We start from the raw sequence: 19222 nt of genomic DNA on the forward strand, positions 1-19222 counted from the left end.
ACTTCACACACTCGCTAAAATAATGCAAGAAACCTTGCTTAGCCGTTTTAAGTCAGTTCTATAGATTTTGGTCTTTTTACTCTTAAAATTGCTTGACTGATTGCATCTCTTACAACTTAAAACACCCATCCATAGTTCATAAACACATGCATGTTTTGTATGTTTTGATTCAAAGCCACTTCGTTAATCAAATTTTCTGTAATCAATTGCGCCTTGATGCTTTGTTTAATAAGGGGCATACTAATACCTAATGAAATTTTAGAGTGTTTGTAACGATAGTTAAAACCTGTAGTGAAATACACATTGCCTCTATGCTTATTGGCATTTATAACCCCATTAAATTTATAGTAATTATATAGACCCCTAGCTCCAGCAAAGACTCCAAAAGAAGATTTAAAATTTTTGCCCGCATACACATTGATAAAATCTATTAAGAGATTGACGCCACCCCCTACTCCATATTGCTGTGTTTGATTGAGTAAGCCTTGTCTTTTAGAAAAATTGTAATTAAACATCGCATAGTAAGAAAGACCAACAACATTGTTGAAGTAATTTTGATAGCCTATTTGAGTGTTAAAGCCTAGCATAGGGGATTTTTGTCGCTTGCTTGTGTGTGAAGGATTTATAGATGACTGAATCGTGTCATTGAGTGTTTGCATCATATTTGAAACATTTGATACCATGAAATTGTAAGCAAAATAATGCGCATTGCTTGGGGTATTTAGATTTTTAAAATAAGGAACATCTTCACTTTTATTATACAAGGAGCAAGTCTTCTCATCCCAAGTGCATTTAATCACTTGAAAGGGAATTTCACCTTTTTGAGCCATATTAAGCCATACTTTAGCTGTTATTGAAGTAAAACCCTCGCCATGCGCTATCCTATCGCCACCATTATAAGTCATATTTCCATAATGCATGTAACCTTTTGTGTGAGCATATTCATGCATGAATTGATAAAACTTTTCTAAATGACCATAGGAAACAGCTTTAGAATCCCAAAGGAGTGGGTTGGTATATTCACTAAAAGTAGAAGTGTCTAAAGCATAGAGGTCTCTAATTCCTAATCCCTCAATCCCATTTTTCTGTTTCAAAGCATTGCTCATTACCGAAAATCTTAATTCCTCACTATCGCTACGCATTTTTTCAACAATAGTTTCTTTAGAAACAATATTGTTGCAATTTTCTAACCTAGTATGAGAACCACATCTATCTTTAAAATCAAATTGTGCATTTAAAATAGCATTTTTCCATTCTTCAGAGTCTAAAACATAGGCAAAATTAAAAAGAAGTTTGGTAAGCCCTGTAGCATATTCTTGCGTAACGTCCTCAAAACATTTAGACAAACCACATAATTTATAAGGTGTCCAACCACCATTATAATATTCTTCATTGGTAAAATGTCCATGAATATTAGTGGTGATTTTTCCTAAAGCTGTAAGTGCTTCTTTAGTCTCTTTGCTTGAAGTCTCACTAGCTTTAATCAAAAAATCGCTTGGGTCAATACCCCCTTCTAACTCTGCTAACGCAGAGATTTTGCTACTATCAAAAGTAGCGCTTGAATCTTGTGGCAAATCGGTAATTGTAGCGATTTTCTTTTCTACTATTTGTCCATTTTCGCTCACTTTCACATATAAATCTATATTAGTTAAATTGGTAGGCACAAAATTTTGTAAAGTAACCTTTTGATTAGTGCTGTCATAGTCTAAACGCACCGGAATTTTAGTAGAAAATTTAATGCTCCCATTATTAAGCTTTATCGTATCGGCAAAAAGAGAGTTGGCTGTGGGATTTCCTAAATCACTTAGAGAAAGATTGCTAAAACTTATAGAAGCATTATTTTTTATGGTTACAGGCTTAGAAAAATCATTTTCTACTTGAGGGACTATCTCGGCATTTTGCGTTGTGGTTTGTGAATTATTTTGTTGATTAGATGAGTTGGCTTGGGTTTGTGTTTCTTGCTCTTTAGGACTAGACACACTCTCTACACTCGCTGTAGGAGTTTTATTTTGAGAATTTTCTGTATTGATTTGACTTTCAGGTTGGTTCTTACTAGGATAACTTATATGACTATTAGCGGTTTCTTTTTTAGAAATTGTTGTGCTAGGCAAAGATTCTTTTTGATATGAGTTATCATCTAACAATGGCTGTGGATTAGGACGCCTTTGAATGCTTTCAACTACGCTTGACATGCCACTTTCAAACCCTGCCTCTATAAAAAACCCGCTTTTTGGGTGAGCCTCACACTCACTTAGCACACTTACTAAAATAATGCATGAAATTTTGCTTAGATGTTTTAAGTTGGCTTTCATAATATTTTGCTTTTTACTCTCTCTCGTTTAGTCATATTCTATTATCTTTTTGTTTATGTTATTATGTAACTACTATACCAAAAAACCACTTCAATTTAAATATTAGGTTTAAAAAACCTCTCGTTTAAGACTCGCTTAACACAATAATTGACATAATACCCCCATAAAGCCCCTTATTCAAACAATCTATATTAAACAATAAGGAGTTATCTAACATGGGGTTTTTCAAACTTAAAGAACACAACACCAACATAGCCACCGAATTTAGAGCTGGCTTAACGACTTTTATCACAATGATTTACATTGTGCCGCTAAACGCTCTCATTCTTTCTCAAGCTAACATGCCCTATGAAGCCCTTTTATCTGCAACCGCTATCATCACCATATTAGCAAGTATTTTTAACGGACTATGGGCAAACACCCCTATAGCTATGAGCGTTGGTTTGGGACTATCAGCATATTTTAGCTACGGACTTGTTCAAGGCTTAAAAATACCTTGGCAGAGTGCTTTGGGTATTGTGGCACTCTCTGGAGCGATTTTTGTCATTTTGTCTTTTACAAATTTTCGTAGCTGGGTAATGCAGAGCATTCCTAGTGATTTAAGACGAGCCGTAAGTGCGGGAATAGGAGCATTTATCGCCTTTATTGGGCTTAAAGAAATGCACATTGTTACCACAAGTCAAGCTACTCTGGTAACCTTAGGCGATTTTAGCGACCCACAAGTTTTATTGGGAGTTTTTGGGATTATTCTTATTTTTGCCTTACACACCCTAAAAATTAAAGGTTCTTTTATTTTAGCGGTATTAATCACTTCAATCATTGCTTGGGTCTTTCAACTAGCCCCTTATCCTAAAGAATTTTTCTCCATACCTGCTAGTATTAGTTCTATTGCTTTAGAGCTAGATATTAAAGGAATTTTTTATGATGCTAGTGGGGCTTTTACCTTAGCCTTAGTGCCGGTAGTCATTACATTTTTTATTACGGATTTATTTGATTCGTTAGGCACACTTGGAGGCATTGGCTATAGAACAGGCTTTTTTGACAAAAAAGAAAAGAGCAAAGCTTTAGAAAAGACTTTAGAAGCTGATGCGGGAGTTTCTTTAGCAAGTGCGTTTGTAGGCGTTTCTACCACTACTGCTTTTATAGAAAGTGCAAGTGGGGTTGAAGAGGGTGGCCGCACAGGGCTTACGGCAGTTTTTACCGGATTATTTTTTGTTTTAACGCTCTTTTGCTTACCGCTTTTAAAAGCCATTCCTAGTAATGCGATTTATCCTGTGCTTGTTATGGTGGGGGTTTTGATGTTTAGTGCCCTAGAAGGTGTGAATTTTAAAGATATTGCCATTAGTGTTTCTACTTTTTTAACCACAATGATGATGCCCCTAACTTATTCCATAACCGATGGTCTAGCCTTTGGCTTTCTCTCTTATGCAATCATTAAAGTCGTGCAAAAAGACTTTAAAGCCATTAATCTTGGCATTATCACACTCTGTATTATTTCACTCTTTGTATTCATTTTTCGTTAAGCCCTTTTGATAGGGCTTGGGAATTTTTACGCACAAACGCTTAATTTTTTAATAATTTATAACCTTTCTAGCACCAAAATAGGTTAAATTACAATAGCATTATAATTATAGTTAGCACACCATAACAAAAGGAATCAATATGCAAAAAACTTCCAATAATTTAGCATTGATAAGTTTAACAGCGTTATTTTTTTTAATGGGCTTTATCACGGTTTTAAATGATATTTTAATCCCACATTTAAAACCCATTTTTGACTTGACCTATTTTGAGGCCTCACTCATTCAATTTTGCTTTTTTGGAGCGTATTTTATTATGGGTGGGGTGTTTGGAAATGTGATTAGTAGAATTGGCTATCCTTTTGGCGTGGTGCTTGGTTTTGTGATTACGGCTAGTGGGTGTGCGTTATTTTATCCGGCGGCTCATTTGGGCTCTTATGGGGTGTTTTTGGGAGCGTTATTTATTCTAGCTAGTGGCATTGTGTGTTTACAAACCGCAGGTAACCCTTTTGTAACCTTGCTTTCAAGGGGCAAAGAGGCTAGAAATTTAGTTTTAGTTCAAGCATTCAATTCACTTGGCACGACCTTAGGGCCTATCTTTGGTAGTCTATTAATCTTTAGCACGACAAAAACAAGCGATAATTTAAGCTTAATAGATAAATTAGCTGATGCTAAAAGCGTTCAAATGCCCTATCTAGGCTTAGCAATGTTTTCTCTTATCCTAGCACTCATTATGTATCTTTTAAAATTACCCAACATAGAAAAAGAAATGCCTGAAACCACGACGCAAAAAAGCCTGTTTTCGCACAAACACTTTACTTTTGGGGCTTTAGGAATCTTTTTTTATGTAGGAGCAGAAGTTGCGATTGGTTCATTCTTGGTATTAAGCTTTGAAAAGCTTTTGGATTTAGACGCTCAAACGAGTGCGCATTACTTGGTGTATTATTGGGGGGGTGCGATGATTGGGCGTTTCTTAGGAAGTGTTTTGATGAATAAAATTACTCCTAATAAATACCTAGCTTTCAATGCTTTAAGCTCTATTATTCTAATTATGGGAGCGATTTTAATGGGAGGCAAAGTAGCGCTCATAGCACTCACGCTCGTAGGGTTTTTTAACTCCATCATGTTTCCTACTATTTTTTCTCTAGCCACACTTAATTTAGGGGCTCTTACTTCAAAAGCCTCTGGAATCATTAGCATGGCTATTGTAGGGGGAGCATTAATCCCACCTATTCAAGGGCTTTTGATTGATATTTTCACAAAAAATTATATTGCCTTATTATATTCTTATATTGTGCCACTATTATGCTACTTTTATATCCTCTTTTTTGCTCTCAAAGGACATAAGCAAAAGGAAAACCCTTAAAAAGGTTTTTTCTTTTTCTCCCCTTATTCCATTTTCTGCTACAATTCAAGCTTATTTTTCATTCGTAAAATCATTAAAAAAGGAAATTCTTATGTCTCATCACACCATAAAACTTTTTAGTGCTTTAAGTCTAACTTTGGCTAGTTCTTTAATAGCTGAAGAAAGCTCTTTCTTTCTTGGAGCTAACTATCAAATGGCACAAATGAAAGAAAACTCTTCTATGACTAACCCAAACTACAACCTTAACGATTTTTCGGGGGGGGGGGGTAACACCTTTGCCCCATTAAGTGATAAACGATTGCTAAATATAGACAATTTAAAGCTTTTTAACAAGCAACAATTACAAGCCCTAAAACAACAAATTAAAACTTTAGAAAAACAAAATAATTCTAATCTCTCTTATTTAAATATCCAACAAAGCGTAATTGATTTTTTAGAACATATTCAAGATAGCTCTATTTTAACAAAAAATCATTCTTTAAAAAACCTTGTGAGACTTTTACAATATGGTGCAGGACTTGAGTCTTATGTAACCGATTATCAAGGTCTTAATTCTCAAAACCCCAATTTTAAAAATCTCTTTACATCTCTATACTATGCTAATAAAATTTTAAAAGAGTTAAAAAATGATAAAAATATAGACCAAAAAAGTCCTGCCTATTTGGATACTATCAATCTTTTGCAAAACATTCAAATTAATTGGTTATCATCTATTGGTTCAAATTGTGGTGCTATATGCTTTTCCGTATTACCCTATGTTGCCGATTCAGCGGATGTCTATCAAAACGCTCAGTCTAACAACGGCACTATTTTGAGCAAGCTCAATAAAACATTATCTCTCTTAACAAATGGTTCAAATATTTCCACAACTGAGCGCTCTACAATAATCCAACAAGCTATTAAAGAAATTGATTTAGCTATCAATCAGCTTGCTCAAGCAACACAAGGTAACCCAAATTACAATCCTAAATTTACACCAAATGTCAGTAATGATCTTGGAGCTCCAGTAGGTCCTAGTCAAGGGGTTTTAGGGACAAAAATTTTAGAAACCTTTAAAGAAATTTTAGAACAAAAATCAAACATAGATTACACCCCACTATTAATTATTGAAACCTTCAATCAATCCCAAAATTCTAACCCACCAAGCCAAGCTTTAGGAACTTTAAGCGACCAACTACTTTCTGCAATCCAATCAAACATATACAATCCTCCTACAACCACCATTACACATGACCCCTATGCAGTTAAAGCTAAGGACACCATCTCTAATTCTCCCTCAGCTTTGCAAACCATTCTACAAACAATTAATAACCCCCATCTCAATGAAATTTATGCCCAAATTCCTAAGCTTTATGCACAAATTTATCTCAATGGTAATTTCAAAAATAATTCAAGTGCCTTAGCCGCTTACTATGATTCTATTATTCCTATTTTGAACGAATTACAAGAATCATTAACAAACATGCCAATCTCAAAAGAAACCACATCAGCTCTATTTGCTATCAATCAACTATTCACTCTAAATGGTAATTTATACAATGACATACAAGCTACTACGCAAACAGATAATTCTATTTTTAAAATTGCTAGCTGGGCTTGTTCTGTTTTTTGCGATATTGAAAGCATGCAAGGATTTGGACAATATTTTAATTCTATCCCCATTGTCAATGCAAAAGGTATTAGCAACAAACAACTTTATCAAGATACCTTGCAATGGTTTAGTGAATTAAGTAATCTTGTTAGCTCTCTTATATCTGATAATAAGCAAGAAATAGGCAAAGCTATCAATAAGTTTTCAAACTACTACAATACTATGTGGAGTAAATACCCCCATTTCCAACAAGGTAGTATAGCAACAACAGACAATACATTTAATGCAAACGCACGAGCACAATGGAGCTACCCCAATAAAGACCAAATCAAGCAAATCCTTAACAATATCAACACATCTCTACCCAAAGCTGACCAACAAACCTTGCATTTTACTTTTATGGCTTTACCCACCAACTCTACTACTCTCTCCCAACAACACCAAGCTACCTACAATACTCTACAATCTTCTAAACCCATAGCCTTAGCAAGTCTAAGCACTTTAGCGAGTATGTTTAATCAAATGAATTATTTAAGCTCTCCTACCACTAAGCTTACTAATAATGACAAAGACATAGAAAGCACTCAACAAGGTTATATGCTAGGCTTTGGAATCAAGGGTGGCTATAAACAAATGTTTAATCATTATATTAAAGGCAATAGAGAAAGTAAAAAGAAGTATGGTCAATTGGGGTTAAGATATTATGCTTTCTTAGATTATAACTATGGAGTCTTAAATCAAAGAAACACTAACAAAGAAAATATGAACATGCTAACCTATGGAGTAGGTTTAGATATTCTAGTAAATATCTTTGAAAACAAACTAGCTAGTTATGGAATCTTTGGTGGGTTTCAAATTGCTGGTAATTCATGGTTAGCTACTAAAAATTATTCTAGTAGCATTAAAGATAAGATTAGAGCTACTCATTTTCAATGTTTGTTTGATTTTGGATTAAGAAGTAATATTCTTAAACACCATGGTATTGAATTAGGCGTAAAGATTCCTATGCTTTCTCAAAAGTATATTGATACAGCTAATTATAAAGTGAATTATAAAAGAGAGTTTGTTTATTATGTGGGGTATGTGTGGGGGTTTTAGGATTAAGGAAACAAGCAATAAGTCTAATAGCTAAAAAACTTTATGGCTTTTTAGATTTTGAAAATAAGAACACATAAACTAATATTTTAAAAAACTCTTATGTTTAGGGTGTTTAATAAACCCCCTAAACAAAAACCTATATATCTATACAAATACAAAAACTTAATTCTTTTGTTTTGTCTTAAAATACAACATTTTTTAAAATAACGCTTTTTAGTGTTCTATGACTAATTTTCTATAATTGAAAAACTTAAAAGGCTCAAGCAATATTTTTAGCTTGATTCAAACTCTCTTTAACTAAATTGATGATTTTATCCCACTCTTTGTTTTTAATTAAGTCTTTAGGTGTAAGCCAGCTCCCCCCAACGCATAAAACATTTTCTAAATTCAAATAAGCATGCATGTTATTCAAACTAATACCGCCTGTGGGGCAAAATTTCACTTCCCTAAAAGGACCATTAAAAGCATTTAAAAGTTTAGTGCCACCGCAATTTTCTGCTGGAAAAAATTTTAAAGTATTGTAGTCAAACTCTAAGGCTTGCATGACTTCACTACTACTAGAAACTCCGGGTATTAGGGGGATATCTTTTTTCTTTGCATATTCTAAAAGAGTGGGTGTAAGACCCGGACTAATGAGAAACTCTGCCCCCCTGCTTTTAGCTTGCTCTAATTGAGTGGTGTTTAAAATCGTGCCAGCACCCACGCACATATCTGGCACACTCTTAGCAATAAGCTCTATACTTTCTAAAGCACAGCTTGAACGCAAAGTTACTTCTATGATTTTAATACCCCCTTCTATTAAGCTTTCTGCAAGCGGCACAGCGTCTTCTAAACTCTCAATCACAACCACAGGAACAATAGGGCTAATTTGTAAAAATTCTCTTATTTTTTTTTGCATTTTAACTCCTTAATATTATATTTTTATACCAAAACTCATCGCACCTTCTTCGGCACTATTCACATTCAGCCTTAAGCTAGTAAATAGCTCTCTACCCACGCCAAAACTTGGCTTTTCTAAATCTTTTAAAGTTTCTAAAAACAAGGGGTTAATTTCTCTATTCTCAAAATCCTTTTCAAGCACATTCAAGGCGTTATTAGGGGCGTCTAATTCTATTAAATCGCCATCTTTAATCTTAAGTATCGCTCCATTTAATGCCCCTTCAGGGCTCAAATGAATCGCACTAGGCACTTTTCCACTCGCCCCACTCATACGCCCATCAGTAATGAGTGCGACCTTGTAACCCATATCTTGTAATGCCCCTAAAGGCGTGGTGAGCTTGTGTAACTCTGGCATGCCATTAGATTTAGGCCCTTGGAAAGGTAGAATAGCGATAAAATCTTTCTCTAATTCTTTACTTTTAAAGCGTTCTAAAAACTCGCTCTGAGTTCTAAAAACAATCGCTTGTGCTTTGATTTTTCTATGCTCTTCTTTAATGGCTGAGATTTTAATCACGGCTCGCCCCAAATTACCTTTTAAAATTTTAAGCCCCCCATTAGTTGCAAAAGGCTCGTAGAAGGGGCGTAAAATCTCCGTATTTAGGCTATTTTCTATGGCATTTTTATACACCAAATGATTGTCTTCTAAAAAGGGGTTTTTAGTATAATTTTGCATGCCTTTTTCTTTTTCTGTATCCATAATAGTGTGAGCGTCTTCAAATAAAAGCCCATTTTTTAACAATTCCTTAATGACAAAAGCTAATCCCCCACTCGCTTCAAAAGCATTCACATCAGCTGAGCCATTAGGATAAACTTTAACTAAAAGGGGCGTAAGATTTGAAATAGCGTCAAAATCATCCCAATTAAGAATAATCCCACAAGCCCTAGCGATAGCAATTAAATGTAAGGTATGGTTTGTGGAGCCCCCTGTTGCCATTAAACCTATAAGAGCGTTAAGGATATTTCTTTCATCTATGAGTTTGGCTAAGGGTAGAACCTTGCCACTGGCTAATTTTCTAGCGCTTTCTTCTACTAAAACAGGGCGTAAGGGGTTGTTAGGGTTGATAAAACTAGAATTTGCCACATGTAAGCCCATAAATTCCATCATCATTTGATTAGAATTAGCGGTGCCATAAAAAGTGCAAGTGCCTACGCTATGATAACTTTGCATTTCCACTTTTAGTAATTCTTCTCTACTAATTTTTCCTATCGCAAAATCTTGGCGTGCTTTGGCTTTTTTATAATTTTCTATCCCACTACTCATAGGACCACTTGGCACAAAAATACCCGCTAAATTTCCAAAACTTAACGCCCCTATAAGTAAGCCTGGCACAATTTTATCGCACACGCCTAGGTAAAACGCCCCATCAAAAACATTATGGCTTAATCCAATAGCTGTGCTTAAAGCGATAGTATCTCTACTAAATAGGCTCAATTCCATGCCTTCATAGCCTTGCGTGATACCATCACACATCGCTGGCACACCACTAGCTACGCTTGCATAGGCATTATGCTCTTGCAACTCTTTTTTAATCAAATCGGGATAGTTTTTCAAAGGCTGGTGGGCTGAAAGCATGTCATTATAAGCTGTGATGATAGCAAAATGCTTTTTTTTGTGCGAACTTAAGGGCATTTTCAAATGCTCTGGCACGCTCGCATAGGCGTGGGCTAAATTCGCACAGCCTAAGCTCTCCATTTTTGGTTGGTTCTTGGGGTTAAAGGTGTTCTCTAAATAAAAGTCTCGTGTGGCTTTGCTACGCTCTGTAATTTTTTCTTTGATTTGTTTTAAAGAATGCTTAGGCATGGGCGTTCCTTCAATTAAGATTAATTATAATAATAACTCAAAAACACTCTAAAAGGGTTGGTTATGCTGGATTTTGATTTGGTTCTTTTTGGGGCGACGGGGGATTTGGCTATGCGAAAGCTCTTTATTTCGCTTTATGAAATTTATATCCATTATGGGTTTAAAGAAAGCACTAAAATTATCGCATCGGGGCGTAAAAACTTGTCTAGCAAAGAATTTTTAACACTTCTTTGTGAAAAAACACAATTAGACAAAAGAGAAAAGGGCAAAGAATTTTTAGCTCATCTCAGTTATTTTTGCGTGTGTTTGGATAATCCCAAAGACTTTGAAAGCTTGAGTAAAATCGTTACAAAAAATAAACCTTTGATTTTCTATTTTTCTATCGCCCCTAGTTTCTTCGCAACCACCGCTCAAAATTTAGCCAAAAACGCTCTCAATCACGCTAACGCCCGCCTGATTTTAGAAAAGCCCTTAGGGCATAATTTAAAGACTTGCAAAGAAATCGCTCAAACTATCAGTGCCTATTTTAAAGAAGAGCAAATTTTTAGAATTGACCATTATCTAGGAAAAAAGGGTGTTCAAAATATCCTTGAATTACGCTTGAATAACCCTATTTTTAACTCGTTATGGGAGCAAATCAGTTCGGTTGAAATTTGCTTGTATGAGACTTTGGGGGTAGAAGAAAGGGGCGAATTTTACGATAAAGTCGGAGCTTTAAGAGATATGGTTCAAAACCATATTTTACAAATTTTATCTCTCATTGCTACAGATTTACCAAAAGATTTAAAAGATTTACGAAAAGAAAAAATCAAGGTTTTAAAGACCTTACAACCCCCTAAAGATTTTGAAAAACAAGTCATGCGAGCCCAATATCAAGGCTATAGAGATGAAAATAATGTCAATAGCAAGAGTCAAACAGAGACTTTCGTCGCTATTAAAGCCTTTTTAGACACACCTAAATTTAAAAATGTGCCTTTCTATCTCAAAACCGCTAAAAAAATGCCCCATAATCAAGCAAGTGTGAAAATCCATTTTAATTCAGCTAACACACTAGAATTTTCTCTCTCTCAAAATAAAATCACTCTCACTCTAAAAGACAATCAAAACCCCCTTATTTTAGAGACCCATAACACCCATGAGTTTTTGCAACCCTATGCCAAATTACTCTATGATGCAATACAAAATAACCAAAACAATTTCGCCCACCAGCTAGAATTAGAAGCGTCATGGGTTTTTATTGACACACTTATAGAGAGTTTTACAAACAACACCACGCCCTTACATTTCTATGAAAGCCATAATCTAAACGAATTAGAATTTTTAAAACCACTCTATCAATAAAAGGAATTTCATGGGATATCAATTATTTGAATTTGAGAGTTTAGAAAGTTGCCACAAGGCTTTAATAGAAAATTTTAAAGATTTTTTTAATGCCACTTTAAGAGAACACAACGAAGTTGCTATCGCTTTTTCTGGGGGTAAATCGCCCATTAGTTTATTGCAAAAATTGAGCGTTTTAGATTTAGAATACCAACATTGCTCGGTAAGTTTGGTAGATGAACGCATAGTAACACCAAGTTCTAATGATAGTAACACCAAGCTACTACACGACTACTTATTACAAAATAACGCCAAAAACGCACGCTTTATCTCTCTTTTAGGCGATGATTTGGGCGATAAAAATACACTTTTAGACTTCGCTAACAAGCATTTCAAACAGCCCCATTTAGCCATTTTAGGCATGGGGACTGATGGGCATACGGCTAGTCTCTTCCCTGAAACGAACGCCTTTTTAAATGAAGAAAAAGAAAATATTGTCTTTACAAAACCTACAAACGCCCCTTATGAGCGACTCAGCATGTCCATTAATGCCTTAGAAAATTGCGAAAAACTTTTTTTAAGCATTAGCGGAACTGAAAAAAGAGAAGTTTTAGAAAAAGCGTTGCAAGAAAATGCCCCCTACTCTCTGCCGATTGCTAGAATTTTACACTCTAAAAAAGTTACTACGGAGATATATTATGCCAAAGACTAAAACTTACCCAAGACTATTAGCGGATATCGGTGGCACAAACGCACGCTTTGGCTTAGAAATCGCCCCACGACAAATTGAGTGCATTGAAGTCTTACAATGTAAAGATTTTGAGAGCTTAAGCGATGCAGTGCGTTTCTATCTCTCCAAATATAAAGAAAATCTTAAATTGCACCCCCTTTATGGCTCTTTTGCTGTGGCTACGCCCATTATGGGCGATTTTGTCCAAATGACTAACAACCACTGGACTTTTTCTATAGAAACCACAAGGCAATGTTTGGGCTTAGAAAAATTGCTTGTAATCAATGATTTTGAAGCACAAGCCTATGCCATTAGTGCGATGCAAGAAAGCGATTTAGCTCAAGTGGGTGGAATCAAATGTGAAATCAACGCCCCTAAAGCCATTTTAGGGCCAGGAACTGGGCTAGGGGTAAGCACTCTTATTCATAATAGTGATGGCTCTTTAAAAGTATTGCCCGGCGAAGGGGGGCATGTGAGCTTTGCCCCTTTTGATGATTTGGAAATTTTAGTGTGGCAATACGCTCGCTCCAAATTCAATCATGTGAGTGCGGAAAGGTTTTTGAGTGGGAGTGGCTTGGTGCTGATTTATGAAGCCCTATCTAAGCGAAAGGGCATGGAAAAAGCAGCCAAGTTAAGTAAGGCTGAGCTGACCCCACAAATTATTAGCGAACGGGCTTTGAATGGGGATTATCCTTTGTGCAGATTAACTTTAGACACTTTTTGTGCGATGCTAGGCACACTAGCGGCTGATGTGGCTCTTACCTTAGGTGCTAGGGGAGGCGTGTATTTGTGTGGGGGAATCATTCCACGATTTATTGATTATTTTAAAACTTCGCCTTTTAGAGTGCGTTTTGAGACTAAGGGGCGTATGGGGGCGTTTCTAGCTTCTATTCCTGTGCATGTCGTGTTGAAAAAAACTCCCGGACTTGATGGAGCAGGCATTGCGTTAGAGAATTATTTGCTAAACTGAAAACACCTTAGCTTTGTACAAAAAGAAAAAGAGTATTAAAAGCGTAATAGCAAAATGGGTAGTGATAATGCTTAGGGGCGAAAAATAGTGCAATTCTAAACTACTTAGTGATAAAACTAGCACAGAGACTACACGCACACAGCTTGACATCAGTGAAGAGAGCGATGAAATATTGTTTTTGGAAACAAAGCTTGAAAACTGATAGCCCAAACAATAGCTCATGTAAGTGAAAAAAGCCACCATTAACGCATACACCCCTATGAATAAATAGGGCATGTTAGTGAGTAGTAAAGGGCTAACGCTCAATAATACCACAAGAAAACTCAAAGTGATTTTTTGACTATAGCTAGATGCTTTGAGAAAATGAACCAGTATAGAAATCACTTGAAAAGCGATGTAGAATATAAAAAGGTGTTGCTCTTTGATTCCTTGAGCCAAAAAATACGCTTGCCACATTTGAAAATGGCTCATAAAAAAGAGTGGCACAATCAAATGCCCTACTAACAAAATTTTAAGCTTGGGATTGTCTCTAAGCTCTTTAAGACTGCTTTTGACCTGCTCTTTGAGTAAGCTCAAACTCTTTTGATTTTTAGGAGTAACTTTATTTTCCTTAAAATAAAAGATGACGACTAACATGCATAATAGCACTAATAAAATCGCCACCATATACATGCTTGCATGCATTTTTGAATACAAAAACGAGCCAAAAGAACTCCCTATAATCATGCTTAAATAAGTGATTTGATTATTTCTAGCTAAAAATTTGGATAAATCTTGCTTGTTCTCTTTAATATCTGTAATGAGTGTGGCTTCAATAGTGCCACTATTACAAGCGTTAGCGATGCCATAAAACCCCCATGCTAAAAGCATGAGCATAAAGCTATCAAAAAATAGCACGCAACAAAAACTAGCGATTAAAAAGAGATTAGAAAAGAGAAACAAAAATTTCTTACTCATCAAATCTGCTAAAACACCACTTGGATATTCAGCCACTAACACACAGAAGCTAAAAAAGGACTGCATGAGTAAAATTTCACTCAAACTTAGTCCCTTAGAAAGCAATAAAGGGGTCAAAATCGCATGCGGCAAGCTCTGTGCTAGAGTTAAGAGAAAATTCGCCCCATAGTAAGCTAAAATGTTTTTTCTTAAAGTTTTCATTTGAGAATTATAGTAAAAGCATTGAGTTTTAATTATTATTACAGCAAATTATCTTAAAAAATATTTTTCCAATCATTACAAAAACGATGCAAAAGACAATAAAAGCTTAGTATATAATATATTTATTAAAAAGAGGTTTTCTATCGTTAAACTTGATGTAAATAATGCTTAGTAGCGCTTTACTCTCAATTCTAAGATTAAGACACTACCAAGCAAGGCTTAATTTTTAGATTTTTAATGAGCCAATGCTTTTCTTGCTTGATTTTTTTAAACGACCTCTAATCAATAAAATAATACTTAATAAAATAAAGGCTCCACAAGCAAATACGGCAATTTTTAATGCTAAGAATTTATAACTCGCATAGCCTAACTCTGAGGCTTTTTGATGATAATAATTAGCAAGCTTTTGACTCCTAAAGAAAAAATATGTTGCTAAATTATCACAGCTAAGGGCATTGCCTAACTCACAAGCTCTTTTATAAAGAGCGATAGTTGTTTTGGAATCTTTGGCCACACCTTGTGCGTTATCATACATACTTGCTAGAGAGTAGCACCCATTATCACTGCCCAAATCACAAGATTGCTTATAAAGCTTAAGTGCTAGAGCATTATCCTTTGCTACGCCTTGTCCTTGAGCATACATAAGTCCCAAATTATTACAACCTATAGGGCTTTTTAGCTCACAGCCTCTTGCATAAAGTGCTATAGCTTGTTGCATATCTTTTGCTACACTTTGAGCCTTTTCATACATAGAGCCCAAACTAGCGCAACCATAACCATTATTTAAACTACAAGCCTTTTTATAGAGCATAAAAGCTTGTTCTAAATCAATTTCTACTTCTTGCCCCCTTTGATACGCATACCCTAATTGATAACAACCATCGCCACTATTTAAATCACATGCTTTCTTGTAGAATGTAAGAGCAAGTTTATTATCTTCATTTACGCCCTCACCCCTATCATACATAGCCCCAATATTCAAGCAACCACCTCTATAGCCCAAATCACAAGAGGCCTTATAGAAAGCAAAAGCAAGCTTATCATCTTTATTCACGCCTTGAGCTAAACTATACATAGCGCCTACATTATAGCAACCAATAGCATTTTCTAAATCGCATGCTTTTTGATAAAAAGCTAAAGCTTGTTTATAGTCTTTGCTAACTTTATACCCCTCTTCTGCTTTTTCATAAATAACACCTAGGCTATTACACCCCTCACTATTTCCTAAATCACAAGCTTTTCTATAAAGAGCAAATGCGAGTCTTAAATCCTTAGCAATCCCAAACCCATTATCATAAAAAGAGCCCAATCTATAACAAGCGCTACCCACATAGCCATCTTCTAAACTACATGCTTTTTTATAAAGTTTAAGCGCTTTTGAATAGTCCTTGGTTACTACTTCACCAAATTCATGCATACGACCTAAGTAATAGCAAGCATAAAGGTCATTTAACTCACATGCTTTTTGATAAGAAGTAAGGGCTAATTGCAAATTCTTATTTACGCCTTGTCCCCAATAATACGAAGAACCCAGATTACGACAGCCACTATCACTATTCAACTCACATGCTTTTTTATAAAAATTAAAAGCAAGTTTATTATCTTTTTCAATACCTTGTCCCATGCTATAAATAAGACCTACCTCATAACATGACGCACCATTTTTCAAATCACATTCTTTTTGATAAAGAGCAAAAGCCTTTTGATGTAATTCAAGAGCCATTTTAGAATCTTTAGCTACTTCTTGCCCCTTTTCATACATATTGGCTAAATAATCACAGCTCTTGGGATACTCTAAATCACACCCTTTTTGATGAATCTTGAATGCTTGCTTATAGTCTTTAATATCACTCATAAAATTATATGCAAAACCAGCCTCATAACAACCTTGCTTATTCCCTAATTCACAAGCTTGCTTATAAAATTCAGTAATTTGTTTGGCTGAATTGGTTTTGTCCTTATTAGTTGCCTTGAGATATTTAGGATAAATTTTTCCTAATTGATAACACCCCTTATCATTCTTTGAATCACACGCTTGCTTAAAAAGATTAAAAGCTTGTTTATAGTCCTTGCTTTTAAGCGCTTTTTGAGCTTTTTCATACACAGGCGTTTTGTCTTTATGTGAAGTTTGTGCTAGTGCCACATTCACACATAAAATCCCTAGCATTAATGTTTTTAATAATGCTTTATAAGCATCAACTTTTTTCAACATAGCATCCCTTTACATTTAGATGAAATCAATAAAAATAGCATATGAATTTTAGCAAGTTTTTAACTATTATCATGCGTATTGCAGAAACTTATCTAAAGATAAAACTAATCTTTAAGCACTTTTAAGCCAATCAATAAGAGAAAATTCACCCCATAGCAAATTAAAATGTTTCTTTATGGGGCTTTCATTGGGAAATTATAATTAGAACCTTTTTATAATAATCGCTAAAGCAATTTATATCAAGGGATACTCAATGCTCACACAATTAAAAACTTATCCAAAATTACTCAAGCATTATGAAGAGTTCAAAGAAGTTTGCATGCGTGATTTGTTTCTCAAAGATAAAGAGAGAGCGAGCCGCTATTTTGTGCAATTTGGTGGCTTAAGTTTAGATTATTCTAAAAATCGCTTGAATGATACAACCTTAAAGCTTTTATTTGAACTAGCCAATGATTGCTGTTTGAAAGAAAAAATTGAAGAGATGTTTAAGGGCGAAAAAATCAACACCACCGAAAAGAGAGCTGTTTTACACACCGCATTAAGAAGTTTGAATGATACAGAAATCTTACTAGATAATATGGAAGTGTTAAAAAGTGTTAGAAATGTTTTAAAACGCATGCGAGCCTTTAGCGATAGCGTGCGAAGTGGTAAAAGACTAGGCTATACCAATCAAATCATTACCGATATTGTCAATATCGGTATAGGGGGGTCGGATTTAGGGGCATTAATGATTTGCACCGCCCTAAAACGCTACGCCCACCCACGATTAAACATGCATTTTGTTTCTAATGTAGATGGCACACAGATTTTAGATGTTTTAGACAAACTCAATCCTGCAAGCACGCTTTTTATTGTGGCTTCTAAGACTTTTTCTACCCAAGAAACTCTAACCAACGCCCTAACAGCTAGGAAGTGGTTTGTAGAAAGAAGTGGCGATGAAAAATATATCGCTAAACACTTTGTGGCGGTCTCTACTAATAAAGAAGCGGTGCAACAATTTGGCATTGATGAAGATAATATGTTTGAATTTTGGGATTTTGTAGGGGGGCGTTATAGCTTGTGGTCTGCTATAGGATTGTCTATTATGATTTATTTGGGGAAGAAAAATTTTAACGCCCTTTTAAAAGGGGCGTATTTAATGGACGAGCATTTTAGAAACGCCCCTTTTGAAAGCAATTTGCCTGTTTTGATGGGCTTAATTGGCGTGTGGTATATCAATTTCTTTAAATCAAAGAGCCATTTAATCGCCCCTTATGACCAATATTTAAGGCATTTTCCTAAGTTTATCCAACAACTTGATATGGAGAGCAATGGAAAACGCATTACCAAAAAAGGCGAAGTAGTCAATTATGACACTTGCCCTATTGTTTGGGGCGATATAGGAATCAACGCCCAACACGCTTTTTTCCAGCTCTTACACCAAGGCACGCATTTAACGCCCATTGATTTTATCGCCTCATTAAACAAAAAAGGTAATGCTAAAGGGCATCATGAAATTTTATTCAGCAATGTTTTAGCTCAAGCTCAAGCTTTCATGAAAGGTAAGAGTTACGAAGAGGCGTTTGGCGAATTGCTTTCAAAAGGTTTAGACAAAGATGAAGCTAAGAGCCTAGCCAAACACAGAGAATTTTCTGGCAATCGCCCCTCTAATATCCTTTTGTTAGAAGAGATTTCACCAAGCAACATGGGGGCATTGGTGGCTCTTTATGAGCATAAGGTCTTTGTGCAAGGGGTTATTTGGGATATCAATAGCTTTGACCAATGGGGTGTAGAACTAGGCAAAGAGTTAGCGGTGCCAATTTTACAAGAATTAGAAGGGCATAAGAGCAACGCTTATTTTGACAGCTCTACCAAGCATTTAATAGAATTGTATAAAGAGTATAACAACACCAAGAACTAACACTTTTTGAAGTGTTAGAACCCCCTAATTTTTTAATAATCCAATAGAGAACCAATAAAAAATCCTTAGACTAAAGATTTAAAAAAATATTTAAACCAAAAGAAGTTCTTTATTAATATGGTTGGTATTAGTTCTATATTATCTAAATCTATTTAGCAGCATGTAATCAGGTCATACAAATATAAAATCAGACTATTTTGGTATCCAAACTATCAACAATCAACACAGAATAATCAGCATAGATATTTAAAAAATAATTAAAACTTAGTAGCAAAGCAACTTAAATACTTTGATATAATTATCCT

At 35.3% G+C, this 19222-nt stretch carries 12 protein-coding genes; 7 read left to right on the forward strand and 5 right to left on the reverse strand.

Annotated features, from left to right (window positions below; all coding sequences use genetic code 11):
* Positions 1–116 precede the first annotated feature (116 nt).
* Positions 117–2312, reverse strand: a complete 2196-nt coding sequence (locus HCW_RS08025; protein WP_014661715.1) for a hypothetical protein — start codon at positions 2310–2312, stop codon at positions 117–119.
* A 215-nt stretch (positions 2313–2527) separates the two neighbouring features.
* Between HCW_RS08025 and HCW_RS08030 the strand changes: the two genes are divergently transcribed.
* From HCW_RS08030 to HCW_RS09790, 3 genes are all read left to right on the forward strand, one after another.
* Positions 2528–3835, forward strand: a complete 1308-nt coding sequence (locus HCW_RS08030; protein ID WP_014661716.1) for an NCS2 family permease — start codon at positions 2528–2530, stop codon at positions 3833–3835.
* Positions 3836–3974: 139 nt separating this feature from the next.
* Complete coding sequence (locus HCW_RS08035) at positions 3975–5198, forward strand: sugar MFS transporter (RefSeq protein WP_014661717.1); 1224 nt, start codon at positions 3975–3977, stop codon at positions 5196–5198.
* A gap of 91 nt (positions 5199–5289) precedes the next feature.
* Positions 5290–7887, forward strand: coding sequence for an outer membrane protein (locus tag HCW_RS09790; protein WP_014661718.1), 2598 nt, complete (start codon positions 5290–5292; stop codon positions 7885–7887).
* A 259-nt stretch (positions 7888–8146) separates the two neighbouring features.
* Here the strand turns inward: HCW_RS09790 and HCW_RS08045 are convergent, their stop codons facing one another.
* Positions 8147–8785, reverse strand: coding sequence for a bifunctional 4-hydroxy-2-oxoglutarate aldolase/2-dehydro-3-deoxy-phosphogluconate aldolase (locus HCW_RS08045; protein WP_014661719.1), 639 nt, complete (start codon positions 8783–8785; stop codon positions 8147–8149).
* A gap of 15 nt (positions 8786–8800) precedes the next feature.
* Positions 8801–10627, reverse strand: a complete 1827-nt coding sequence (gene edd, locus HCW_RS08050; RefSeq protein WP_014661720.1) for a phosphogluconate dehydratase — start codon at positions 10625–10627, stop codon at positions 8801–8803.
* Between the two features lie 63 nt (positions 10628–10690).
* Between edd and HCW_RS08055 the strand changes: the two genes are divergently transcribed.
* The 3 genes from HCW_RS08055 to HCW_RS08065 are packed head-to-tail and all read left to right on the forward strand — an operon-like array spanning position 10691 to position 13647.
* Positions 10691–11968, forward strand: coding sequence for a glucose-6-phosphate dehydrogenase (locus tag HCW_RS08055; RefSeq protein ID WP_014661721.1), 1278 nt, complete (start codon positions 10691–10693; stop codon positions 11966–11968).
* Between the two features lie 10 nt (positions 11969–11978).
* Entirely contained in the window at positions 11979–12659 is a 681-nt protein-coding gene (pgl, locus tag HCW_RS08060; RefSeq protein ID WP_014661722.1) for a 6-phosphogluconolactonase, read from the forward strand.
* The gene (locus tag HCW_RS08065; RefSeq protein ID WP_014661723.1) at positions 12646–13647 is read left to right on the forward strand and encodes a glucokinase; all 1002 of its coding nucleotides are present in this window, start codon (positions 12646–12648) and stop codon (positions 13645–13647) included. Before pgl ends, HCW_RS08065 begins: the two co-directional genes overlap by 14 nt.
* On the opposite strand, the gene HCW_RS08070 is transcribed toward HCW_RS08065, so the two are convergent.
* Both HCW_RS08070 and HCW_RS09150 read right to left on the reverse strand, forming a co-directional pair.
* Positions 13639–14805, reverse strand: a complete 1167-nt coding sequence (locus tag HCW_RS08070; protein ID WP_014661724.1) for an HP1165 family MFS efflux transporter — start codon at positions 14803–14805, stop codon at positions 13639–13641. The two genes, HCW_RS08065 and HCW_RS08070, sit on opposite strands and share 9 nt — an antisense overlap.
* 226 nt (positions 14806–15031) lie before the next feature.
* Positions 15032–17017 (reverse strand): tetratricopeptide repeat protein, encoded by a 1986-nt coding sequence (locus HCW_RS09150; protein ID WP_014661725.1) that lies wholly within the window; start codon positions 17015–17017, stop codon positions 15032–15034.
* 253 nt (positions 17018–17270) lie between these two features.
* Between HCW_RS09150 and pgi the strand changes: the two genes are divergently transcribed.
* Positions 17271–18917 carry a glucose-6-phosphate isomerase gene (gene pgi / locus HCW_RS08080; RefSeq protein ID WP_014661726.1) on the forward strand — a complete coding sequence of 549 codons (1647 nt, stop codon included), beginning with the start codon at positions 17271–17273 and terminating at the stop codon, positions 18915–18917.
* The last annotated feature ends 305 nt before the right edge of the window (positions 18918–19222 follow it).

Origin of the sequence: Helicobacter cetorum MIT 00-7128 (assembly GCF_000259255.1) — a bacterium.
Lineage (GTDB): Bacteria > Campylobacterota > Campylobacteria > Campylobacterales > Helicobacteraceae > Helicobacter > Helicobacter cetorum_B.